General features: G+C 72.3%; 22 protein-coding genes. 11 read left to right on the plus strand and 11 right to left on the minus strand.

Translation table 11 applies throughout. From position 1 onward, the window contains the following. Positions 1-113: 113 nt before the first annotated feature. Together MTO99_RS15780 and MTO99_RS15785 are read right to left on the minus strand one after the other, a co-directional pair. Positions 114-1,355, minus strand: coding sequence for a sensor histidine kinase (locus MTO99_RS15780; protein WP_243554747.1), 1,242 nt, complete (start codon positions 1,353-1,355; stop codon positions 114-116). 2 nt (positions 1,356-1,357) lie between these two features. Next, on the minus strand, positions 1,358-2,017 hold the full coding sequence (locus MTO99_RS15785; protein WP_243554749.1) for a response regulator transcription factor: 660 nt from the start codon (positions 2,015-2,017) through the stop codon (positions 1,358-1,360). 125 nt (positions 2,018-2,142) lie between these two features. Here MTO99_RS15785 and MTO99_RS15790 point away from each other — a divergent pair, with 125 nt between their 5' ends. Genes MTO99_RS15790 through MTO99_RS15805 form a run of 4 tightly spaced genes read left to right on the plus strand, consistent with a single transcriptional unit; the run spans position 2,143 to position 5,973 of the window. After that, the gene (locus tag MTO99_RS15790) at positions 2,143-2,895 is read left to right on the plus strand and encodes a hypothetical protein (RefSeq protein WP_243554752.1); all 753 of its coding nucleotides are present in this window, start codon (positions 2,143-2,145) and stop codon (positions 2,893-2,895) included. Then, positions 2,895-4,049: a peptidoglycan-binding protein gene (locus tag MTO99_RS15795; protein WP_243554754.1), complete on the plus strand. Its 1,155-nt coding sequence runs from the start codon at positions 2,895-2,897 to the stop codon at positions 4,047-4,049. The genes MTO99_RS15790 and MTO99_RS15795 overlap by 1 nt, the downstream gene beginning before the upstream one ends. Next, complete coding sequence (locus MTO99_RS15800) at positions 4,046-4,735, plus strand: ABC transporter ATP-binding protein (protein WP_243554756.1); 690 nt, start codon at positions 4,046-4,048, stop codon at positions 4,733-4,735. The genes MTO99_RS15795 and MTO99_RS15800 overlap by 4 nt, the downstream gene beginning before the upstream one ends. Further along, positions 4,732-5,973 carry an ABC transporter permease gene (locus tag MTO99_RS15805; protein WP_243554758.1) on the plus strand — a complete coding sequence of 414 codons (1,242 nt, stop codon included), beginning with the start codon at positions 4,732-4,734 and terminating at the stop codon, positions 5,971-5,973. The genes MTO99_RS15800 and MTO99_RS15805 overlap by 4 nt, the downstream gene beginning before the upstream one ends. Before the next feature lie 108 nt (positions 5,974-6,081). Here MTO99_RS15805 and MTO99_RS15810 read toward each other — a convergent pair whose 3' ends face one another. Next, positions 6,082-6,564, minus strand: coding sequence for an ATP-dependent zinc protease family protein (locus MTO99_RS15810; protein WP_243554760.1), 483 nt, complete (start codon positions 6,562-6,564; stop codon positions 6,082-6,084). Between the two features lie 26 nt (positions 6,565-6,590). Here MTO99_RS15810 and MTO99_RS15815 point away from each other — a divergent pair, with 26 nt between their 5' ends. Next, positions 6,591-7,781, plus strand: a complete 1,191-nt coding sequence (locus MTO99_RS15815) for a RimK family alpha-L-glutamate ligase (RefSeq protein ID WP_243554763.1) — start codon at positions 6,591-6,593, stop codon at positions 7,779-7,781. Between the two features lie 21 nt (positions 7,782-7,802). Here MTO99_RS15815 and MTO99_RS15820 read toward each other — a convergent pair whose 3' ends face one another. From MTO99_RS15820 to MTO99_RS15850, 7 genes are all read right to left on the minus strand, one after another. Beyond that, positions 7,803-8,168, minus strand: coding sequence for a GntR family transcriptional regulator (locus tag MTO99_RS15820; RefSeq protein ID WP_243554765.1), 366 nt, complete (start codon positions 8,166-8,168; stop codon positions 7,803-7,805). Further along, complete coding sequence (locus MTO99_RS15825; RefSeq protein WP_243554766.1) at positions 8,165-9,049, minus strand: hypothetical protein; 885 nt, start codon at positions 9,047-9,049, stop codon at positions 8,165-8,167. The genes MTO99_RS15820 and MTO99_RS15825 overlap by 4 nt, the downstream gene beginning before the upstream one ends. Positions 9,050-9,145: 96 nt before the next feature. Next, on the minus strand, positions 9,146-9,508 hold the full coding sequence (locus MTO99_RS15830; RefSeq protein WP_243554768.1) for a GntR family transcriptional regulator: 363 nt from the start codon (positions 9,506-9,508) through the stop codon (positions 9,146-9,148). Positions 9,509-9,513: 5 nt separating this feature from the next. Then, positions 9,514-9,951 (minus strand): Lrp/AsnC family transcriptional regulator, encoded by a 438-nt coding sequence (locus tag MTO99_RS15835; RefSeq protein WP_243554770.1) that lies wholly within the window; start codon positions 9,949-9,951, stop codon positions 9,514-9,516. A gap of 70 nt (positions 9,952-10,021) precedes the next feature. Continuing rightward, entirely contained in the window at positions 10,022-10,969 is a 948-nt protein-coding gene (locus MTO99_RS15840; protein WP_243554774.1) for a TAXI family TRAP transporter solute-binding subunit, read from the minus strand. Next, a complete protein-coding gene (locus MTO99_RS15845; protein WP_243554776.1) occupies positions 10,966-12,360 on the minus strand; it encodes a sensor histidine kinase in 1,395 nt (464 codons plus the stop codon). Before MTO99_RS15845 ends, MTO99_RS15840 begins: the two co-directional genes overlap by 4 nt. Positions 12,361-12,362: 2 nt before the next feature. Next, entirely contained in the window at positions 12,363-13,019 is a 657-nt protein-coding gene (locus tag MTO99_RS15850) for a response regulator transcription factor (RefSeq protein ID WP_243554777.1), read from the minus strand. 145 nt (positions 13,020-13,164) lie between these two features. Between MTO99_RS15850 and MTO99_RS15855 the strand changes: the two genes are divergently transcribed. From MTO99_RS15855 to MTO99_RS15865, 3 genes are all read left to right on the plus strand, one after another. Beyond that, positions 13,165-15,369 (plus strand): TRAP transporter permease, encoded by a 2,205-nt coding sequence (locus tag MTO99_RS15855; RefSeq protein WP_243554779.1) that lies wholly within the window; start codon positions 13,165-13,167, stop codon positions 15,367-15,369. Beyond that, complete coding sequence (locus MTO99_RS15860) at positions 15,366-16,388, plus strand: TAXI family TRAP transporter solute-binding subunit (RefSeq protein WP_243554780.1); 1,023 nt, start codon at positions 15,366-15,368, stop codon at positions 16,386-16,388. The genes MTO99_RS15855 and MTO99_RS15860 overlap by 4 nt, the downstream gene beginning before the upstream one ends. A gap of 66 nt (positions 16,389-16,454) precedes the next feature. Next, on the plus strand, positions 16,455-17,255 hold the full coding sequence (locus MTO99_RS15865; RefSeq protein WP_243554781.1) for an LLM class F420-dependent oxidoreductase: 801 nt from the start codon (positions 16,455-16,457) through the stop codon (positions 17,253-17,255). A gap of 29 nt (positions 17,256-17,284) precedes the next feature. Here MTO99_RS15865 and MTO99_RS15870 read toward each other — a convergent pair whose 3' ends face one another. After that, on the minus strand, positions 17,285-18,043 hold the full coding sequence (locus MTO99_RS15870; protein ID WP_243554782.1) for a DUF4097 family beta strand repeat-containing protein: 759 nt from the start codon (positions 18,041-18,043) through the stop codon (positions 17,285-17,287). Between the two features lie 86 nt (positions 18,044-18,129). On the opposite strand from MTO99_RS15870, the gene MTO99_RS15875 reads away from it, so the two are divergent. The 3 genes from MTO99_RS15875 to MTO99_RS15885 all read left to right on the plus strand — a co-directional run bounded on the left by MTO99_RS15875 (position 18,130) and on the right by MTO99_RS15885 (position 23,128). Beyond that, a complete protein-coding gene (locus MTO99_RS15875; protein WP_256461018.1) occupies positions 18,130-19,647 on the plus strand; it encodes a peptide MFS transporter in 1,518 nt (505 codons plus the stop codon). A gap of 39 nt (positions 19,648-19,686) precedes the next feature. Then, positions 19,687-20,463, plus strand: a complete 777-nt coding sequence (locus tag MTO99_RS15880) for a polyprenol monophosphomannose synthase (RefSeq protein ID WP_243554784.1) — start codon at positions 19,687-19,689, stop codon at positions 20,461-20,463. Positions 20,464-20,572: 109 nt separating this feature from the next. Continuing rightward, on the plus strand, positions 20,573-23,128 hold the full coding sequence (locus tag MTO99_RS15885) for a glycoside hydrolase family 3 C-terminal domain-containing protein (protein ID WP_243554785.1): 2,556 nt from the start codon (positions 20,573-20,575) through the stop codon (positions 23,126-23,128). The last annotated feature ends 113 nt before the right edge of the window (positions 23,129-23,241 follow it).

Genomic DNA, 23,241 nt, shown 5'->3' on the forward strand with positions numbered 1-23,241 from the left:
CCGCCCGCCCGCGCGCCCGCATTCGAGGCACCGTGTTCAGACCGAGGCACCTCCGTCGGTGCCGCCGACTGAACACCGTGCCTGTAACGGGGTGGTGTGGGTGGAGCTCGGCTTCAGTGACCAGCGAGGGTGAGGGTCGCGATGAGGCCGCCGCCGGGGCGCGGGCTGAGCACCAGGTCGCCGCCGTGCGCCGCGGCGACGGCACGCACGATCGACAGGCCGAGCCCGTAGCCGTCGCGGTCGGCACGTCGTGACGCCTCACCGCGGTGGAACGGCTCGCCGAGTGCGGCGATCTCGGTGTCGCCGAGCTCGCGGCCGGTGTTCTCGATCGTGAACCCGGGGCGTTCGGCATCGATCCGCACCTGCACGACCCCGCGTTCGTCGTTGTAGCGCACGGCGTTGTCGACCAGGTTGCGCGCGGCGAGCGCGAGCAGCTGCTCGTCGCCGTCGACGGTGACGCTCGTCGCGGGCGGGTCGAACGACACCTCGACCCCGTGCGCGCCCGCCTCGCCGGCGGCCTCGGCGACCACCGTCGCGAGCAGCGGACCGAGCTCGACCGGCACCCGTTCGTCGAGGCGCCCCCGCCCGCGTGCGAGCACCAGCAGCGACCCGATGAGCCGTTCGCTGTGCGCGTTCGCGGCGAGCGCGCGGCGCATCGCGGGTTGCAGCTCCGCGGGCACCCGGCCCTGCTCGAGCGGGATCTCCAGTGCCGCGCGCGTCACGGTGAGCGGCGTGCGCAGTTCGTGCGACGCGTTCTGGACGAACCGGTCCTGCGCTTCGAACGCGGTGTGCAGCCGGTCGAGCATGTCGTCGATCGTGTCGCCGAGCTCCTTGATCTCGTCATCGGGCCCGGCGAGGTCGAGCCGGCGGTCGAGGTCGTCGGTCGTGATGCGCCGGGTCAGCTCGGTCACCTCGGCGATGCGGCGCAGCGAGCGGCGGGCGAGCCAGCCGGCGAGCAGCACGGCGATCACCGCGAACACCACGATCACCACGACGGAGGCGATGAGCAGGCTGCCGAGCACGTCCTGCGACAGTGCACCCGAGTACTCGTCGAAGGCGGCTTCGAGGGTCTCGCGCGTGATCGCGGCGCCGGGCGGCGGATGGTCCGCATCGCCGAGCGCGGTGCCCGTCATCACGAAGCAGTTGGCGGACGTCGCCGGGCCCGAGGCATCCGGCCCTTTCACCTCGGAGCAGATCGTCGTGGTCGATGCCGCCCGGAAGAAGCTCTGCACGAGCAGGTACTGCACGGCGAGCAGGCCGACGCCGGCGGCGACGAAGATCGCCGCGATCGTCACCGTGAGGCGGGTGCGGAAACTCCATCGGCGGCGCGGGGGAGCGGGGCTCGGGTCGGTCATCGTCACTCGATCCGGTAGCCCAGGCCGGGGGAGTTGTCGATCAGCCACGGATGCCCCAGCTTCTTGCGCAGGGTGTGCACCGCGAGCCGTACGGTGGCGGCGGTGTGCTCGCCCGGTTCGTCCCACGCGAGGCCGAGCAGCCGCTGCGGGGTGAGGTAGCCGCCGTCGGCGACCAGCAGCGCTTCGAGCACCGCGAGCTCGCGCCGGGTGAGGCGCACCGGGCGTCCGTCGCGCTCGGCGACCCGGCGCACCGGGTCGAGGCGCACCCCGCTGCGTTCGAGCACGGTGTCGGCCGAAGCATCCCCTCGCCGTCGGCCCAGAGCGCGGATGCGGGCCAGCAGCTCGACGTACGCGAACGGCTTCGCCAGGTAGTCGTCGGCGCCGAGGTCGAGTCCGCGCACCCGGTCGCCCACGGTGCCCGCCGCGGTGAGCATCAGGATACGAGCCGGATGCCCCTGAGCCACGAGCGTGCGGCACACCGCGTCGCCCGACAGCACGGGGAGATCGCGGTCGAGCAGCACCACATCGAATCCGCCCTCGGACAGGCACTGCAGCGCCGCGGCGCCGTCGTGCGCGACGCCGACGCCGAACCCGTCGAGGCGCAGGCCCTCGGCGAGCGTGTCGGCGAGCTCGCGTTCGTCCTCAACGATCAGCACGCGCATGGCTCCTCCGCCCCTCCACCCCGATTGTGCACCGCAGCCCGTTTGCCGCGCGTTTGCCGACGTGCGATGCCGCACCAACGCCCCCGAGCCTAGAACTGGTCGAAACCGACCACGAGGAGACCGGCATGTCCCGTTCCATCCACGCCCGATCCGTCGCAGCCCTCGCCGCGACCGCGCTCGCCGCAGGCTGCGTGAGCCTGCTCGCAGCATGCTCGACGGCAGCGCCCGAGTCGACCGCGCAGGCGCTCGACGCCACCGCCGAACGCTTCATCGCCTGCCTGCAGGCGGGCGGGCTCGACGCCCGAACCAGCGCGAACGGGCGGGTGCTCGTGAAGGTGCCGATCGAGGTCGACGCCGACGGGATCCCCGAACCCGTCGCACCGCCCGAGGGCGAGCCGGGCGGCGAGGTCAGCCTCGAGGTGATCGACGGCGCCGTCTACCAGGGGGTGGACGACCCCGCCGACTTCGCCGATGACTGGGGCATCGAACCGATCTACGCCGACTGCCTCGCCGAGGTGCCCGACTTCGAGCAGGCGTCGAGCGATTTCGGGGCGCCCGACGACGACCTCGATCCCGAGGTCGCGGCCGCGCAGACCGAACTGCTGCTCGCGTTCGCCGAGTGCGCGCGCGAGCAGGGCGTCGCCGACTTCCCCGACCCCGAACAGGGCTCGATGGTCGTGCCCGCCTCGGTCGACGAGGACACGCTGCGGAGCATCCTCGACGCGTGCAGCAGCGACCTCGCCGACAGCGAGGCGCCGCTCTCGGTGCGGATGGAGGCGATCCCGGATGCCCCGGGCGGCGACCTCGGGCGGGTGTTCGAGGACTATCCCGAGCTCACCGACCACGGGCTCATGGTCACCGTGGGGGCGAGCCGCTGATGACGCGTCGGTTCGAGCCGGTGGAATCGGCGTCGCCCGCGCGGAGGACCCGGCGGCGCGTCGTCGCGCTCGCCGCCACCGCGGTGATCCTCGCCCTCGCGGGCGCCGGCCTGGTCGGCTGGATGCGGGCCGGAACCCCCGGCGAACCGGGCGAGCCCGGCGGGGCATCCGGCGAAGCATCCGGTGGGCCGGTGACCCGACCCGCCGAGCGCGTGACCCTGACCAGCGGCCTGCTGCTGACGGGCACCCTGAGCTACGGCGACCCTGTGCCGCTGCAGGGCGCCGGGTCGGGCATGGTGACCGCGCTGCCCGCCGCCGGCGACGTGATCGGCATCGGCGGCCGTCTCTACGAGGCGAGCGGGGTGCCGGTCGTGCTGTTCCGCGGCGAGCGGCCGTTCTGGCGGCCGCTCGAACTCGGCATGACGAACGGGCCGGACGTGCGCCAGCTCGAGCAGAACCTCGCCGACCTCGGGTTCACGGCCGGACTCGACCTCGACGTGGACGACACGTTCACCGCGAACACCGCCGTGGCGGTCAAGGCGTGGCAGGCCGCCCTGGGGGTGGAGCGCACCGGTGCGGTCGCACTGGGCGCGGTCGTGGCGGTGGATGCCCCGTCGGTCCGCGTCGACTCGCTCGTGAAGACGCTCGGCGAACCCGACGGCGGCGCCGTGCTCGAGGTCACGAAGACCGAGCTGCACGGCTACGCCGACCTCACCGACGCGCAGGAGCGCGAGATCGCCGCCGGAACCCCGGTGACCCTCACGCTGAAGGACGGCGCCGAGATCGCGGGCAGCGTGGCGGCCGTCGAGCCGTCGGTGCCCGCGACCGACGACAGTTCGGACGACACCCCCGCGCGAGCCGTCGTCGACCTCGTCGACGATGCCGGCCGAGCCGCGGCGGACGCGGTCGGGCCGTCGAACGTGCGGTTGAAGCTCGGAGACGAGACCGTCGACGACGCACTGGTCGTGCCCGTCACGGCGCTCGTCGCCGACGGTGACGACGGCTACGCCCTCGACGTGCTGCGCGACGGCGAGGTCGTGCGGATCCCTGTCGAGATCGGGCTCATCGCCGACGCGCGCGTGCAGATCACCTCGAGCGGCGGCGGGGGAGCCGACCCGCTCGAGGCCGGCGAAGACGTGGTGGTCGCCTCATGACCGCCGCCGTGCTCGAGCTGCGATCGGTGAGCAAGACCTATCCGGGGCACCCGCCGGTCAACGCGCTGCAGGATGTCTCGCTGCAGGTGCACGCGGGCGAGCTCACCGCGGTCGTCGGCGCGTCGGGATCGGGCAAGACCACGATGCTGTCGATCATGGGGACCCTCGACACGCCCACCGCGGGCGAGGTGGTCGTCGCGGGTGTCGACACCGGTCGGCTCGACGAGGCCGGCCGGGCGGCGTTGCGTGCCGAACGGTTCGGGTTCGTGTTCCAGCAGTTCTTCCTGCTGCCGGCCGTCGACGCGCTCGACAACGTGGCCACGGGGCTGCTCTACGCGGGCGTCGGGCTCGCCGAGCGACGACGCCGCGCGCGTCGCGCGCTCGAGCAGGTGGGGCTGGGCCACCGCCTGCACCACCGGCCGGGCGCGCTGTCGGGCGGCGAGCAGCAGCGCGTCGCGATCGCGCGGGCGATGGTCGGATGCCCCGACGTGCTGTTCGCCGACGAGCCGACGGGTGCGCTCGACTCGGCCACCGGCGCCGGCATCGTCGAACTGCTGCGCGGCGCCGCCGCCGACGGGGCCGCGGTCGTCGTGATCACCCACGACGAGCAGATCGCCGCCTCGCTCGACCACCGCGTCGGGTTGCGCGACGGGCGCGTGGTGGCCGAGCAGGGGGTGGCATCGTGACCGGGGAGCCGGCGCGCTCGCCGCGGCGCCGTCTCAGCGCCCTCGAGCTGCTGCGCACCGCCGTGGCGGGCCCGCGCTCGCGACCGTTGCGGACCGCGCTGTCGGCCCTCGGCATCGCGATCGGCATCGCGTCGCTGACGGCGATCACCGGCATCGCGGCATCCGACCGGGCGCAGCTGCTCGCCGAGCTCGACCGGCAGGGCGCGAACCTGCTCGTCGTGCAGCCGGGCAGCGACCCGCAGGGCGAACCGGTGGAGATCCCGGCCACCGCACCGTCCATGCTCGAACGCGTCGACGGCGTCGCAGCGGTCGGCGTCGTCGAACGGATCGACGCGGCTGCCGCCGTGTACCGCACCTCGATCGTGCCCGCGGCCCAGACCGGCGGGCTCGGGGTGCGGGCGGCCGACCTCGGGCTGCTCGACGCGCTCGACGGGGTGCTCGCGGAGGGCGACTGGTTCGACGACGCGAGCGCCTCGCTGCCGACGACCGTGCTCGGCTCGACCGCGGCGGCCCGGCTCGGCGCCGAGATCGGCCAGCGGGTGTGGATCGGCGGCGAGTGGCACGTCGTGATCGGGGTGCTCGAACCGCTCGGGCTGGCCGCAGAACTCGACTCGATGGCGTTCATCGGCGCGGAGTGGGCCGACGCCCGCTGGCCCGCCGACGAGGTGGACCCCGCCCGGCTCATCGACCCCGACCAGACCTCGCGCATCGAGTCGATCTTCGTGCGCAGCATGCCCGGCACCGTCGAATCCGTGCGGCCGATGCTCGCCCGCACGGCGAACCCGTACTCGCCCCACCTCGCGGTCTCGAAGCTGTCGGAACTCGTCGGCGCCCGAGCGATCGCCGACGCGACGCTCTCGTCGCTCGCGATCGGGCTCGCCGCGATCGCCCTGCTCGTCGGCGGCATCGGCATCGCGAACACGATGGTCGTGGCGGCGCTCGAACGGCGCGGTGAGATCGGCCTGCGCCGGGCACTGGGGGCCCGCAGCGGGCAGATCGCGAGCCAGTTCCTCACCGAGGCGGCGATCCTCGCCCTCATCGGCGGCCTCGCGGGGCTCGGCATCGGAGCGCTCGTCGTCGGCGGCTACGCCGCCGTGAACCGCAGCATCGTGGTGCTGCCGATCGAGGTCGTCGTCGGCGGTCCCGTCGCGGCGCTGGTGGTCGGTGTCGTGGCCGGCATCTACCCGGCGCTGCGCTCGGCGCGGCTCGCGCCGACCGAGGCGCTGCGGTCGGTGTGAGCGCCCCGGGTTTCCGCCCGACCCCACCCGAGCACGGCACCGTGTTCAGACCGAAGCGCCTCCGTCGGTGCCGCCGACTGAAACACCGTGCCTGCACTGGGCCGGGAGTCAGGCCCGCCCGCGGTTGCGGCGGCGCATGGCCTTCGGGGCGCGTCCGCCGACGAACGAGCGCGCCGAGTCGACGAGGAACCCCTGCTTCAGCGCCTCACGCCCGATGAGCATGCGGAACCCCATCTGGTCGCGGTTCGACAGCGTCACCTCGACCGGTACCGTGCGGCCGAGCAGCACGAGCTCCATCAGCACGACGATGCGGTGCTGCACGTGCCCCGACGAGCTGCGCACGGGGCGCCGGTCGTGCACGGGGCACTCGACGACGACCGCGTCGGCGTCGGACTCCTGCCACGGCCGCACGCCGAATCGCACCCAGTCGGCGCCCCGCCGACGGAACACTTTCACGTCGAACGCGTGGATCGCGGACGTACGTGCGCCGGTGTCGAGTTTCGCCTTGATCCACGGGACGCCGATGGCCGGCAGGCTCACCCATTCGCGCCATCCGGCGACGGAGGTGTTCGCATAGGCTGGCTCGGTCATCCCACCCATCTTGTCAGGGGCTCTCCATGAAACTCGCGATCCTGTCGCGCGCCCCCCAGGCGTACTCCACCCAGCGTCTCCGTGCGGCAGCGCAGCAGCGCGGGCATGACGTGAAGGTGCTCAACACCCTGCGATTCGGCATCGATCTCTCGACCGACGAACCCGACCTGCAGTACCGCGGCCGCCGGCTCAGCGACTACGACGCGATCATCCCGCGCATCGGCAACTCGATCACGTACTTCGGCACGGCCGTGGTGCGCCAGTTCGAGCAGATGGACGTCTACACGCCGAACACCGCGAACGGCATCTCGAACGCGCGCGACAAACTGCGCGCGACGCAGATCCTCTCGCGGCACAACATCGGCATGCCGGCGACGACGTTCGTGCGCAACCGGGCCGACCTGCGTCCGGCGATCGAACGAGTCGGCGGTGCGCCCGTCGTGATCAAGCTGCTCGAGGGCACGCAGGGCATCGGCGTCATCCTCGCTCCCGAGGTGAAGGTCGCCGAGGCGATCATCGAGACCCTGCATTCGACGAAGCAGAACGTGTTGATCCAGCGCTTCATCGCCGAGAGCCGGGGTCGTGACATCCGTGCCCTGGTCGTCGGCGATCGCGTGGTCGCCGCGATGCGCCGGGTCGCGAACGGCGACGAGTTCCGCTCGAACGTGCACCGCGGCGGCACCGTCGAGCCGGTCGAGCTGACGCCCGAGTACGAGCTGGCGGCGGTGCGGTCGGCGCAGATCATGGGGCTCAAGGTCGCGGGCGTCGACATGCTCGAGGGCGACGAGGGGCCGCTCGTGATGGAGGTGAACTCCTCGCCTGGCCTGCAGGGCATCGAGACGGCGACGAAGCTGGATGTCGCGGGCGCGATCATCGACTACATCGCCAACCAGGTGGCGTTCCCCGAGATCGACGTGCGTCAGCGGCTCACGGTCTCGACCGGGTACGGTGTCGCCGAACTGCTCGTGCACACGAACGCCGACCTCGTCGGCAAGACCCTCGGCGAGTCGGGTCTGTGGGAACGCGACATCACGGTGCTCACGCTGCACCGCGGCGCCAACGTCATCCCGAATCCGCGCAAGGGCGTGCTGCTCGAGTCGGGCGACCGGCTGCTGTGCTTCGGCAAGCTCGAGGAGATGCGCTCGATGATCCCCGAGCGCCGCCGGCGCCGCGCGAAGGTCCGTCGTCTGCCGAAGCAGCCCATCCCGGTCGAGTAGCGCGCGGCGCAGGCGGAAGGGTCAGTCGCGCGGGCGCAGCGCGCGGCGCACGAGGGCGATCGCGTCGGATGCCTCGAGCCCGAGCCGCGCGATCCGTTCGGCATAGGCGGATGCCGCGGCCTGCGCCTGCGCCTCGACCGCATCGTCCGACGCGTCGCCGGCGACGAACGTGCCGCGCCGGCCCAGCGTCTGCACCACCCCGTCGCGTTCGAGCTCGCGGTACGCCTTGCCCACCGTGTTGACGGCGAGCCCGAGGTCGGCTGCCAGCGCCCGGACGGTCGGCAACCGCTCCCCGGGTGCGAGTTCACCCGCCCGCACGTCGGCGGCGATGCCCGCTCGCACCTGCTCGGAGACCGGGACGGATGAGGACGGGTCGACGGTGATCACGCGCGTGTCTCCTCGGGCCAGAGCCGACGCACGGCCCGGTAGGCGGGTCGGCGAGTGAAACCGGTCACGATGGCTGCGATCACTGTCGCCGACGCGAGCAGCGGCACGGCCGCGACGACCGCGACGCCGGCCCAGCCCCAGGTGATCGGCACGATGTCGAGCAACTGGATGCCTCCGGCCCAGGCCGTGAGCGCGGCGACGGCGAACGGGCCGGTGTACAGGTCGTTGACGGCGAGCGCGCGGAGCGCGTCGTCCCACCGGAGTTCGTCGTCGTCGCGGGCATGCTGCGGATGTCGGGCGAGCGACTCGGCGAGGAGGTCCGCGGTGAAGGTGCCGGCGATCGCGATGAGTGCGGCCGCGCCGATCGCGACGGCGCCCTCGACCTGTGCGAGCACCGCGGCGAGGCCGACCACTCCCGCGAGCACGGCGAGGACCCGGACGCCGACGCGCACGACCGCATCGGAGTAGTCTCCGCGGCTGCGAGGGCGAACCATCGCGACGCGCGGGCGGTCGGGGTCGAGCCGGAAGCCCTCGACCACGGCGGCGATCGACGTGGCGACCTGCTGCGCGACGACCATCACCCATACGGGCAGCGCGACGAAGATCGTGGAGGCATCGGCGGGGATCCGGAGCGCCACGAGCAGACCGACGGTGAGCGCGAGCGGCAGCGTGAGGAGGGTGATTCGAGCCTGCCGGCGCAGCCGATCGGCGATGCGATCGCCGAGCGCCTCGGTCGTGACGACGAGCCCGACGCGGTTCGCGACGGCGAGGACGGCGGTGATCTGGCGGTCGCCGCGCATCCGCGATCGGCGGTACAGCTGCACGGCGCTGCCCGCGGCCGCACCGATCAGGATGGCGACGGTGAAGACCGTCCAGTTCATCGGATGCTCCGCTCGCAGGTTTGTCGCACGACAAACATTGTCGTGCGACAAACGAAGGGATGTCAAGGGCATCCGCCGGTCGAGGAGCGGAAGGGCTCAGGTGCCGATGCGGAGCGCCGCCTCGACGAGGTCGAGCGCGTCGTCGATCGGCACGCCGAGGCGGCGCACGAGCGCGGCGTACTCGGCCGCTGCTTCCTGCGCGCGGCGGTGCGCGGGGTCGCCGAACGCGGCGACGAAGCTGCCCGAGCGGCCGCGGGTCTCGATGAGGTGGTCGTGTTCGAGTTCGCGGTACGCGCGCGCGACGGTGTTGGCGGCCAGCCCCAGCTGGTCGGCGAGGGCCCGCACGGTCGGCAGGCGCTCGCCGGGCACGAGCCGGCCCTCGCGCACCGCCTCCAGCACCTGCGCGCGAAGCTGCTCGTACGGCGGAGCATCCGATTCGGGGTCGATCGTGAACTTCACCACAGCTACTCCCGGTCGCGGTTGACGAGGCGCGACAGCACGATCGCGCTGCGCGTGTGGTCGACGTTCGGCGCGATGCGCACGCGTTCGAGCGCGTCCTCGAGCGAGGTGATGTCGCGGGCGCGCATCTGCACGATCGCGTCGGCGCTGCCGGTCACGGTGCCGGCGTAGACCACCTCAGGCACGTCCTGCAGGATGCGCCGCAGCTCCTCGGGGGCGACGGTGCCGCGGCAGAACAGCTCGACCCACGCTTCGGTGCTCATGCCGTCGACGGCCGGGTCGACCTGGATGGTGAACGCTCGGATGACCCCGTCGGCGACGAGTCTGTCGACCCGTCGCTTCACGGCCGACGCCGAGAGCCCGACCGACGACCCGATGTCGCCGTAGCCCGCGCGCGAGTTCTGGCGCAGCAGGTCGAGGATGGCGCGGTCGAGGTTGTCCATGCTCCGAGAGCATAGGGCGATCCGTTGCGCGGGCGCACCCCTCGGCGCGGATTTCCTGCGTGAGACGGCCTCAGCCGTACCGCTCCCGGTAACGGCGGGCCGCGGCGGAGTGCAGCGGCATCGGCCCGGTGTCGATGAGGCTCGACGACGTGAGGTACTGCAACCCCACGGATGGCTCGGGCACCAGCCGCGGCGCCCGGTCGATGAGGATGTCGACGAGCGCCGCCGCGAGCGGACCCGGCAGGTCTCCGCGCGCGAGCAGGAAGTTCGACACCCCGATCGCGGGGACCGCTTCGTCGAGGCCGTAGGTGCCCGCGGGCACCGCCGTCGTCGCGTAGCTGTCGCCGTGCGCCCGGTTCATGGCGGGAATCGCCTCGGTGAGGTCGACGAGCGTCACCTCGGCGATGCCGTCGAGTCGTGCGAGTTCGGGCAGCGGAATGCCGCCCGACCACATGACCGCGTCGATCGAGCCGTCGCCGAGCGCGCCGACGGCCTCGGCGAGGGCGAGTTCGCGCAGTACCGCCGCCGCCGGACCAGCGGCGAGGCCGAGCGCCTCGAAGGCCCGCTGCGACATCAGCGCGGTGCCCGATCCGGGCGCGCCGATGGAGACGACGCGGCCCGCCAGGTCGGCCGCGCGGGCGATGCCCCCGTCGACGCGCACGATGCACTGCAGGTAGTTCTGGTAGACCCGGCCGATGGCGACGAGCTCGCCCGCGTACGGCGCGGCCGAATCGGCGAGGGCGATGGCGAGCTCGGCGTCGCCCGAGCGGAGCATCGCGAGGTTCTCGACGCTCCCGTCGGTGGGCAGCGCCGCCATGGCGCGGGCGACGCCCTGGTCGACGACCGCCGCGCCGAGCAGCTGCCCGAAGCGGATGTAGGTGCCGCCGGGTTCACCGCAGGCCATCCGCAGGCGGCCGAACTCGGCGCTCGGCGCGCATCCGGCGAGGGCGACCGCGGCGCCGAGGGCTCCGGCGCCCGCGACGCCGGCGAGGAAGGCGCGCCGGCTGAGGTCCGTCACTCGATCACCCCGAACTCGACGCGCACCCGCAGCCCGCCCTCGTCGGCGCGGTCGATCCGCAGCGTGCCGGCGTTCGCGCGCACGAGCTCGCCGACGATCGCCAGCCCCAGACCGGTGCCGGGCACCTGGCGGTGCTTCGGCGACCGCCAGAACCGGACGCCGGCGCGAGCGAGCTGCTCGTCGTCGAGACCGGGGCCGTCGTCGCTCACCTCGACCCGGGCGAGGTCGCCGTCGCGTTCGAGCCGCAGGCGCACGGTCGCGCCCGGCCCGGCGTACGCGCGGGCGTTCTCGAGCACGGTCGCGACGATCTCCTCGAGGTCCGAGCGCCGGCAGGCGATCCGCACCTCGCGGTCGCCGATGGCGATGAGGTGCTGACCGGCGGCGTGCATGAGCGGGCGGTGCGGTTCGGCGAGCGCGGCGGCCGTCGGCACGGTGTGGTCGCGTCGCGAGTCGACCGCGAACCCGGTCTTCGCGCCGCTCGTCTCGGCGGTGGCGCGGTGCTCGGCGTTCGCGAGCGCGAGCATCCGGTCGACGGTGCGCTCCAGTCGGTCGAGGTCGGCGTCGACGAGGGCGATCTCCTCCGCATCGACGTCTTCGCGCACCGAGTCGACCCGGAGCCGGATGGCGGCCAGCGGGTTGCGCAGCTGATGCGAGGCGTCCGCCACGAGCGTGCGCTGCTGCTCGAGGGTGTCGTTCATGCCGGTGGCCATGCGGGTGAAGGATGCCTCGAGCTGACGCAGCTCGGGCGGGCCCGTCACGACGAGCGGGCCGGGATCTCGTCGCTCGGCGAAGGCGTTCGCCGCGTCGTCGAGCGCCCGCACGGGCCGCAGCACCCACTGCGCGAACCGCAGTGCGAGGATCGCGAGCCCGGCGAGCAGCACCGAGCCGACGCCGGCGATCGCGAGCCACCGCACGCCCACGTCGGTGACGGCGCGTTCGAGGTCGGCCTCGAGCACCACACCGCCGAGACTCGTCTCGCCGACGCCCGGGATCGGCTCCGAGAGCAGGGCCGTGGGTTCGCTCCACGGGCGGATGGTTTCGAGCTCGCGCCGCGGCAGGTTCCGGATGGCGGCGCGCACGTGCCGTTCGACCTCGGGGTTCGCGGAGTCGAGCCCGCCGACCGAGGCGAGCACGTCGCCCGAGCCGTCGACGACGAGCACCGATTCGCCGGTCACGTCGTGGAATCGGTCGAGGTAGGCCTCCAGCGGTGCGGGGTCGCCTGCGGCGATCGAGCCCTCGGCGAGCTGCACGAGATGACCCAGTGCCGCCGAACGGGCCAGCGACACCTGCTGCGATCGCGAGACGGCCAGCGCCTCGGCCGCGGGCAGCACGAACGCGATGACCGCGAGCAGGCCGAAGAGCAGGAGCGGCAGCAGCAGGCGCGCGCGCACGGTCAGCCCACCTCGAGCCGGTAGCCGTACCCGCGGATCGTCGTGATGAGGTCGCCTCTCGGAAGCTTCTGCCGAAGCTGGGCGAGGTGCACGTCGAATGCGCGCGAATGCGCGGCGAACGCGTCGCCCCACACCTCGTCGAGGATCTGTTCGCGGCTCACGGCCGCGCCGGCGCGGGCGGCGAGCGCGGCGAGCAACGAGAACTCGGTGCGCGTCAGCGCGAGGTCGACCCCGTGCGCCCGTGCGCGGCGCGCCCGCAGGTCGATCTCGAGCTCGCCCGCGTGCACGACGTCGGGTTGCGCCCGCCCCGGCCGGCGGCGCACGGCGACCTCCATGCGGGCGAGGAGCTCGCGGACCCGGGCGGGCTTCACCAGGTAGTCGTCGGCGCCGAGCCGGAGGGCGCGGACGGTGGAGCGTTCGTCGCCGCGCGCGGTGACCACGAGCACCGGCAGCTCGGTGACCATGCGGAGCCGGCGCAGCACCTCGAACCCGTCCGTGTCCTCGAGCCCGAGATCGAGGATGAGCAGGTCGGACTCCTGATGGCGCAGCAGCACGTCGCCGCCGCGCGCGGTGCGCGTCGTCTCGTGCCCGGCGCGTTCGAGCACGCTCGCCAGCGCCGTGGCGACCGAGTCGTCGTCCTCTGCGATGAGCACGCGCATGGGCGGCAGTCTAGGTCGACCTGCGCGGCGGGTCGCATGCGCATCCACAGCCCGCGCGGCCGTCGGCGGGGCGGAACCTCAAGATGGTGCAAAGATCGCGCCCGGAGCATCCATCGGGCCGTCGGCCGCACCTATCGTGACCCGCATGCCCGACGACGAAGTCCAGCACCGCAACGGCACGGCCGAGCGCCCGGCCCTCTCCGACACCCCCGTCGTGTCCGTCGCGCCGGCCCGCACCCCCGACGAGGTCATCGCCGAGTTCGACGAGGAACGGGTCGCGCGCAGCCTCCCGCCCCGCCTCGACCGGGTGGTGACCGCCTACTGCTTCGCGGTCACGCTCTTCGTGCTCTACCAGGTGTTCTTCCCGCTGCGTCAGGGCATCCAGTTCTCGCTCATCCTCTTCCTCGCGTCCACGCTGCCGCTCGCGTTCCTGCTCTACCGCGGGTTCGCGCGCCGCGGCGGGTCGGCCGGTCCGACCTGGTGGGACTGGACGCTCACCGTCGTCGCGGCCGCCGTCTGCCTCTACCCCGTGCTGCCGTTCGCGATCGGCGACGGCGGTGGCGGGTTCGATTCGTTCCTCGACCGCCAGGGCTCGCTGGCCGCGATCGACGTCATCGCCGGCGCCATCCTGACCCTGCTCATCCTCGAAGCCGCCCGCCGCACGACCGGGCTCGTGCTGCCGATCTTCTGCCTCGTGTTCTTCGCGTTCGCGTACTACGGCGGCTACCTGCCGATGGACTGGGCCATCAGCCACGCCGGCGTCGACTTCGACCAGATCATCAACGGGTTCTTCAACGACCAGTCGGGATTCTTCGGCACCCCGCTCGCGGTCGCCGCGAGCTACATCGTGCTGTTCATCATCTACGGCGCGGTGCTGCAGGCCACCGGTGCCGGCCGGTTCTTCATCGACTTCTCGTTCTCGCTGTTCCGTTCGTCGCGGTCGGCGGCCGGGCGCACGGTGGTCACGAGCGGGTTCCTGCTCGGCACCGTCTCGGGGTCGGGCACGGCGACGGCGGTCACGCTCGGCTCGCTCGCCTGGCCGGTGCTGCGGCAGGCCGGCTACCCGAAGAACCCCGCCGGCGGCGTGCTCGCGGCCGCGGGCATCGGGGCGATCCTCTCGCCGCCGACCCTCGGCGCCGCGGCGTTCATCATCGCCGAGTACCTGCGGGTCTCGTACCTGGAGGTGATGATCTGGGCGATCATCCCCACGATCCTGTACTACGTCGGCATCTTCATCGCGGTCGAGATCGATGCGCGCCGGTTCGGCGCCAAAGCCGTCGACCTGCCGCGCAAGCGCACGGGATGGCTGCTCGCCCGGTTCGGATACCACTTCCTCTCGCTCGCCGTCATCGTGCTGTTCCTCGCCGTCGGGCTGCCGCCCTTCCGCGCCATCGTCTACGCGACGGCCGTGGCGGCGGCCTTCGGGCTCATCGAGCGGATGGTGTCGCGGCGCGACCCGCTCGACGACGACGCCGTTCGCCTGCCGCTCGTGCGGGCGCTCGTCGAGTACGGCCGAGAGCTGTACTTCGCGCTCGCCTCGGGGATCCGCAGCGCCATCCCCGTCGTCGCAGTGTGCGCCGCAGCCGGGATCATCACGAGCGTCATCGTGAAGACGGGCGTCGGGTTGAGCTTCGCGCGACTGCTCGTGGGTGCCGCCGAGTCGCTCGCATCCGACCCGCAGGCCATCCTCGTGATCACCGCCGTGCTGGCCGCCTTCGCGGTCATCCTGCTCGGCCTCGCCGTGCCGGTCACCGCGTCGTTCATCATCTCCTGGGTGATCATCGGCCCGGCCCTCATCGGCCTCGGCGTCGAACGGCCCGAGGCGGCGATGTTCATCTTCTACTACGCCGTGCTGTCGGAGGTCTCGCCGCCGACCGCGCTCGCCGCGGTCGCCTCGGCGGCCATCACGGGCGGCGACACGATCCGCACGATGTGGCAGGCCACGAAGTACACCCTGCCGGCGTTCCTCGCGCCGCTCGCGATCGTGCTCACCCCCGCCGGCGGAAGCCTGCTGCTGCAGGGCGACGTGGGCACCTCGATCTGGGCCGGCGCGGTCTCGATCGTCGCGGTGGCAGCCCTCGCCGGCGCGACCGGCGGGTGGGTGTTCGCCCGTGCCACCTGGCCCGAACGGGCGCTCCTGCTCGTCGGCGCCGTGTTCTGCCTCTACCTCGAACCGGTCTCGATCGCCGTCGGCCTCGCGTGCGTGCTCGCCGGCGCCGCGCTCAACGGAATCCGCACCGGTTTCGGCCGGCACGGAGCATCCGCCGAGCCCTCCGTCGAACCATCCGACGGAGCATCCGCTCCACCGTCCGCCCCATCGACCGCACTCCAGGAAGGAACCCACCCATGACCTCGACCACCGTCCGGCGCCGCGCAAGCGGCGCCCTCGTCGGAGCCCTCGCGGCCGCGCTCGTGCTCACCGGCTGCGGAGGACAGCAGCAGCGCACGCCCGACGAAGCCGGTGCGACCGGCGACGCCGGCGACTGCGTCGCACCCGCGCAGCAGCTCACCATCGCCACGGGCAACTCGACCGGCGTGTACTACGTGCTCGGCGGCGCCATCGCCGACCTGCTCAGCAGCGAGACCGACCTGCGCGTCACCGCGGCCGAGACGGGCGCGTCGGTGCAGAACATCGAACAGCTCGTCGCAGGCCACTACGACATCGCCTTCTCGCTCGCCGACACCGCGGCCGACGCGGTCGAGGGCACCGGATCGTTCAGCGAGTCGCAGCCCGTGCAGGCGCTCGGGCGCATCCACACCAACTCCACGCAGGTGATCGTGCGCTCCGACAGCGGCATCACGAGCATCGCGGACATGGCCGGCAAGACCGTCTCGACGGGTTCGCCGAAGTCGGGCACCGAGGTGATCGCGAACCGGCTGCTCGAATCGGCCGGGCTCGACCCCGAGACGGATGTCTCGGCGCAGCGCCTCGACCTCGCCTCCAGCGTCGACGGGCTGCGCAACGGCAACATCCAGGCGATCTTCTGGTCGGGCGGCCTGCCGACGCCGAACATCACCGAGCTGTTCACCACCGACGCCGGCTCGGTCGAGTTCATCGACATCACGCCCCAGCTCGAGGGCATGCAGGAGTTCAGCGCCGTGTACGAGGAGGGCACCATCCCCGCCGAGACGTACGGCCTCGACGAGGACGTGCCGACCATCATCGTGCCGAACATGCTGCTCGTGCGCGACGACCTGGACGACGCCACCGCGTGCGCGATCGCGTCGACCGTGTGGGGCAACGTCGACCGCCTCGAGCAGGTGCACTCGGCGGCCGGCGAGTTCGACCCGGCGACCGCGGTGAAGACCGACCCCGTGCCGCTCTCGCCGGGCGCGGAGCGGGCGTTCGAGGAGCTCGGCGGGAACTGAGCAACGGGACGTCACGGGGCGGGCGGGACATGCCCGCCCCGTGGCATCCGACCCTAGGCTGGATCGGTGACCCTCGAATCCCGCGTTCGGATCGGCGTGCAGGTCCAGCCGCAGCACGCGACGTATCAGACCATCCGCGACACCGTCCTGCGCCTGGAGGAGCTCGGCGCCGACGTCGTCTTCAACTGGGACCATTTCTTCCCGCTGTCGGGCGAGCCCGACGGCCTCCACTTCGAGGCCTGGACCATGCTCGGGGCCTGGGCCGAGCAGACCGAGCAGATCGAGTTCGGATGCCTCGTCGGCTGCAACTCGTATCGCAACGCCGACCTGCAGGCCGACATGGCCCGCACCATCGACCACATCTCGGCGAAGGGATCGGGCGTCGGCCGATTCGTGTTCGGCACCGGCGCGGGCTGGTTCGAACGGGACTACGACGAGTACGGCTACGAGTTCGGCACGCCGGGCACCCGGTTGCGCGCGCTCGCCGGCGCGCTGCCGCGCGTGCGCGACCGGTGGGCGAAGCTGAACCCGCCGCCGACCCGCGCGATCCCGATCATGATCGGCGGCAAGGGCGAGCAGAAGACGTTGCGCATCGTGGCCGAGCACGCCGACATCTGGCACTCGTTCGTGCAGCCCGACGAGATCGCGCACAAGCTCGACGTGCTGCGTCGATGGGGCGACGAGGTCGGGCGGGATGTCTCGCAGATCACGGTCTCGAACGAGCTCGGCCGCCGCGGCGACGACGAGCGGGCCGAGGCGCTGTACGCCGCCGGCACGCGCCTGTTCACCGTCGGCATCTCGGGGCCCGACTACGACCTGGCGCCGGTCGAGCACTGGCTCGCCTGGCGGGACGCGAAGAACGCCTGACGCGAGCGGCCGGCCGCCGCCGGCCGCCGTCAACCGCGCGGCTCGACCGTGATCGAACCGTTCGAGGTGCGCAGTTCGAGAGTGAACTCGCCGTCGGGGTCGTCGACGACGCCGACGGCGGTGCCGCCGTTCGACGTCTCGGTCTCGACCCGGTACGCGGCGTCGGGCACGCGCAGGTCGATCGCGCCGTTCGACGTGGTGGCCTGCACATCGCGCGGCTCGTCGAACTCGAGCTCGATGGCGCCGTTCGACGTCTCGACGACGATCGGCTCGGTGCCGGCGAGGCCCTGCCCGACGATCTTGCCGTTGCTCGTGGTCGCGGTGATCGAGCCGGTGACCCGGTCGAGTTCGATGCGCCCGTTGTTCGTCTCGACGTCGACCTTCGACACGCGGACGAGTTCGATGGCGCCGTTCGTCGTACTGCCGGACACCTCGACGCCCGCGGGCACCTCGAGGACGTAGTCGACCGAGCAGTTGCGACCGCAGTCGCCGAGCACGAGCTCGTCGCCCGAGACGCGGTGGGTGTCGCCGATCTCGCGTTCGGCGCCGCGGTACGTGACGGTGCGCTCGAGCGAGACCGAGTCGACGCCGTCGACGCCGCGGACGGTGACGTTGCCGTTTCGGGAGTCCAGCACGACGTGCGCGATGGACTGATCGATCGAGGCGGTGTCGTCGAAGGTGTGCCGCGGCGCGAGGAACGCGCAGCCGCTCAGCGAGGCGGCGACGAGGGCGGCGGCGGCGAGTGCGGCGATGCGCGTGGCGTGGCGGGTCGGATCGGTGGCGTTCACGGTCTCGACGCTATCCCCGGGGACGCGCTCGCGGCACGGGGGTGAACCCCCGAGGTCGCGCGGGGGGCTGGAGTAGGGTGACCGGCATGGGGGAGACGACGCAGCCTGCTCCCGGCGAGGCGGGGCCGCCCGAGCCCGGCATCGTCGAGGGCGGCGAACGCGATACGCGGGGTGATCACGGATTCTTCGGCCAGCCGCGGGCGCTCGTGCACCTGTTCGGTGTGGAGATGTGGGAGCGGTTCAGCTTCTACGGCATGCAGGGCATCCTGCTCATCTACCTGTACTACTCGGCGACCCGCGGCGGCCTCGGCATGGACGAGGTCTCGGCTGCCGGCATCGTCGGCGCGTACGGCGGGGCGGTGTACCTCTCGACCATCCTCGGCGCGTGGATCGCCGACCGGCTGCTCGGCAGCGAGAGGGTGCTGTTCTTCAGCGCGATCGTCATCATGGCCGGGCACATCGCGCTCGCGCTGCTGCCGGGGTTCGTCGGCGTCGGCGTCGGCCTCGTGCTCGTCGCGTTCGGATCGGGCGGGCTGAAGGCGAACGCGACGAGCGTCGTCGGCACGCTCTACGGCGAGCACGACCCGCGCCGCGACGCCGGGTTCAGCGTGTTCTACCTCGGCATCAACCTGGGTGCGTTCCTCGGGCCGATCCTCACCGGTCTCGCGCAGACCACGCTCGGGTTCCACTGGGGCTTCGGCCTGGCCGCGGTCGGCATGGCGATCGGGCTCGTGCAGTACGCCTTCGGGCGCAAGAACCTGCCGCCCGAGGCATCCGTGGTGCCCAACCCGCTGCCGCGCGAACGCCGCCCGCTCGTGATCGGCGTCGCGATCGCGGCCGTGGTGCTCGTCGCGGTGCTCGTGCTCACCGGCCTGGTGAACGCGCAGAACCTGGTGCTCTGGATCATCGGCGGCACCATCGTCGCCGCGATCGCCTACTTCGCGGTCATCCTCGCGAGCCGGGCGATCAGTACCGTCGAACGGCACCGCGTGTACGGGTTCATCCCGCTGTTCGTGGCATCCGTCGCGTTCTGGTCGCTGTACCAGCAGCAGTTCACCGTGCTCACGATCTACAGCGACAAGCAGCTGAACCGCGACCTGTTCGGCTGGGAGATGCCGGTGTCGTGGGTGCAGTCGATCAACCCGATCTTCATCATCGTGCTGTCGGGCGTGTTCGCCGCGATCTGGACGAAGCTCGGCGACCGGCAGCCGTCGACGCCGATCAAGTTCGCGCTCGGCACGATCATCATGGGCGTCGCGTTCCTGCTGTTCATCCCGTTCGCCGGAGGCGGGCCGAACTCGACGCCGCTGCTGGCCATCGTCGGCATCCTGCTCGTCTTCACGGTCGCCGAACTGCTGCTCTCACCGGTCGGCCTGTCGGTGGCGACGAAGCTCGCGCCGAAGGTGTTCCACACCCAGATGGTCGCGCTGTTCTTCCTCTCGGTCGCGCTCGGCACCGCGATCTCGGGGCGGCTCGCCGAGTTCTACTCCGCCGAGACCGAGGTGGCGTACTTCGGGGTGCTCGGCGGCATCGCCATCGTGCTCGGTGTCGCGCTCGCCGTCGGCAGCCGCGGCGTGCTGAAGCTCATGTCGGGTGTGCGGTAGCGAACCGCGCCGCGTCGCCCCTCGATTACGATTCACGGGATGCCCGAACCGCTGGTGGTCATCCCCACCTACAACGAGCGCGAGAACCTCGCCGAGATCGTCGCCCGTGTGCGCGGCGCGGTGCCCGAGGCATCCGTGCTCGTCGTCGACGATGCTTCGCCCGACGGAACCGGCGCGCTCGCCGACGAGCTCGCCGCCGCCGATGCCGCCGTCCAGGTGCGGCACCGCACCGGCAAGGCGGGGCTGGGCGCCGCCTACCTCGACGCGTTCGGCTGGGCGCTCGAGCGCGGGTACGACCCGATCGTGCAGCTCGACGCCGACGGATCGCACCGACCCGAAGACCTTCCGGCGATGCTGGCGGCGCTCGCGGGCGGGGCGGTCGCGTCGCATGAGGGCGGTGCGGATGCCTCGGAGCCGGTCGATCTCGTGATCGGTTCGCGCTGGGTGCCCGGCGGGTCGGTGGTGAACTGGCCGCGCCGTCGCGAGTGGCTCTCGCGGGCGGGCAGTGCGTACGCGCACGCGCTGCTGCGGCTGCCGGCCCGGGATGCGACGGCGGGGTTCCGGGTGTTCCGGGCGGATGCGCTGCGCCGCATCCGCCTCGACGACGTGCACACCCGCGGCTACGGGTTCCAGGTCGACATGCTGTGGCACGCGCGCGACGCGGGCCTGCGCATCGTCGAGGTGCCGGTGACGTTCGTCGAACGCGAGCACGGCCGATCGAAGATGACCCTCGGCATCGTGCTCGAGGCGATGGTGCGGGTCACGGCGTGGGGCGTCGCGGCCCGGATGCCGCGACCGAACCGACGCACCCGATGACGCCGGGCGATCGAACGAGTGCTTCCGACATCCCACGGGGGAGGACGCCCACCGAGGCCGGGCTCGCTCGTCTACAGTGTTCGCACTGCCTCAGCGTCGAAGGAGCGAGATGTCCGACACCCCGAACCATGCGGCATCCCGAGCGCTCGATCGGCCGGCGGGCGACCTCGTGGCCGACCTGACCCTCGCCGAGAAGGCGTCGCTCACGAGCGGCGCGAGCTTCTGGGGCACGAAGCCGGTCGAACGAGCCGGGATCCCCGGCATCGTGCTCACCGACGGGCCGCACGGCGTGCGCCTGCAGCGCGGCAGCGCCGACCACCTCGGCATCGGCGACAGCGTGCCGGCGACATGCTTCCCGCCGGCCGTCGCACTCGGCTCGACGTTCGACCCCGAACTGCTCGAGCGGGTGGGCCGCGCCCTCGGCGAGGAGGCGCGCGCACTCGGCGTCGGCGTGCTGCTCGGCCCCGGCATCAACATCAAGCGCTCGCCGCTGTGCGGCCGCAACTTCGAGTACCTCTCCGAAGACCCCCTCGTCTCGGGCGAGCTCGGCGCGGCGCTCGTGCGCGGGCTCCAGGCGCAGGGCGTCGGCGCCTCGCTCAAGCACTTCGCCGCGAACAACCAGGAGTCCGACCGCATGCGCGTCTCGGCCGACGTCGACCCTCGGCCGCTGCGCGAGATCTACCTCCGCGGGTTCCAGCGCGTCGTCCAGGACGCCCGGCCGTGGACGGTCATGTGCTCGTACAACCGCATCAACGGCGTCTACGCGAGCGAGGACCCGTGGCTGCTCACGCGGGTGCTGCGCGACGAGTGGGGGTTCGAAGGGCTCGTGGTCAGCGACTGGGGTGCGGTGAACGACCGCGTCGAGGGTCTGCCGGCGGGGCTCGACCTCGAGATGCCCGCGTCCGGCGGGCGCACCGACGCGCAGCTCGTCGACGCCGTCGAAGCGGGACGGCTGGATGTCTCGTTCCTCGACCTCGCGGCGCGCCGCGCCGTCGAGCTCGTGCAGAAGGCGGTGGCCGGCGCCGACCCCGCCGCGACCGGCGAAGTGCCCGCAGGCGACGTCGACGCGCACCACGCGCTCGCCCGTGAAGCCGCCGCGCGCGGTGCCGTGCTGCTGAAGAACGACGGCGGCATCCTGCCGCTCGATGCCGGGCAGCGGGTCGCCGTCATCGGCGAATTCGCACGCACGCCCCGCTACCAGGGCGCCGGCTCGTCGCTCATCAACCCGACCCGGCTCGACACCGCGCTCGCCGAGATCGAACGGCTCGCCGACGACGGTCGCGTGGGGTTCGCGGCCGGGTTCACGGTGGAGGCCCCTGAGCTTGTCGAGTCCCCTGAGCCTGTCGAAGGGGAGTCGCTTCGACGGGCTCAGCGAGCGGGGGAGTTCCCTGAGCTTGTCGAAGGGGAGTCGCTTCGACAAGCTCAGCAAGCGGGGGAGTTCCCTGAGCTTGTCGAAGGGGAGTCGCTTGGACGGGCTCAGCGAGCGGGGGAGTTCCCTGAGCCTGTCGAAGGGGAGTCGCTTGGACGGGCTCAGCGGGCGGGGGAGTTCCCTGAGCTTGTCGAAGGGGAGTCGCTTCGACGGGCTCAGCGAGCCGAGGCGGTGGCCGAGGCATCCGCAGCCGATGTGGTGCTGCTGTTCCTGGGGCTGCCCGCCGCGGACGAGTCGGAGGGCTTCGATCGCGAGCACCTGCGCCTGCCCGCGGAGCAGCTCGACCTGCTCGATGCGGTGCGCGCCGCGAACCCCAACGTGGTCGTCGTGCTCGCCAACGGCGGGGTCGTCGAGCTGCCGTTCGCCGACGACGTGCCCGCGATCGTCGAGGGTTGGCTCGGCGGACAGGCGGGCGGCGGCGGCATCGCCGACGTGCTCTACGGCGTCGTGAACCCGTCGGGCCGGCTCGCCGAGACGATCCCCTACCGGCTCGAGGACACTCCCGCGTTCCTCGACTTCCCCGGCGAGTTCGGGCATGTGCGGTACGGCGAGGGCATCTTCGTCGGCTACCGCTGGTACGACGCGCGCGACACGGCCGTGCGCTTCCCGTTCGGCCACGGGCTCTCGTACACGACGTTCGCGTACTCGGCTCTGACCGTCTCGGCTGCCGCCGACGGCGGGCTCGACGTGCGGGTCACGGTCACGAACACCGGTGACCGCGCCGGCCGCGAGGTCGTGCAGGTGTACACCGGGATCGCCGCGTCGCGCGTGCAGCGGGCGCCGCGGTCGCTCGCCGGCTTCGCCTCGGTCGAGATCGAGGCGGGCGCCTCCCGCGAGGTCGCGGTGCACGTGCGTCGCGACGATCTCGCGTACTGGGATGTCCGCGTCGACCGTTGGGTGGTGGAGGGCGGGGACTACGACGTCTCGGTCGCGGCGTCCAGTCGGGACATCCGGCTCACCACGACCGCGGCGGTCGTCGGCGACGAGGTGCGCCTGCCGCTCTCGTTCGAGTCATCCGTCGCCGACCTGATGGCCGACCCGGTCGCCGGGCCGATCGTCGCGCAGGCGATGGCCGGGCTCGCGAGCGGACTCGGCGACACCGACGTGTTCGGCGACGAGGGCATGGCGAAGATGATGGCGTCGTTCCCGGTCGGCAGGCTCGTGTCGTTCCCGGGCGTTCCGGTGACGTTCGAACAGCTCGAGCAGCTCATCGCCGCCGCGAACACCGCGCACTAGGCACCCCCCGGTCAGCGCCCGTGGCTCTGCCACGTCCACCCGGTACGCAATTCAGGTTCGCGCACGGCGTGTCGTGGTGACACGCCGTGCGCGGCACCCGCGACACACCTCCG

This window comes from Agromyces larvae (assembly GCF_022811705.1).
Taxonomy (GTDB): Bacteria; Actinomycetota; Actinomycetes; order Actinomycetales; family Microbacteriaceae; genus Agromyces; species Agromyces larvae.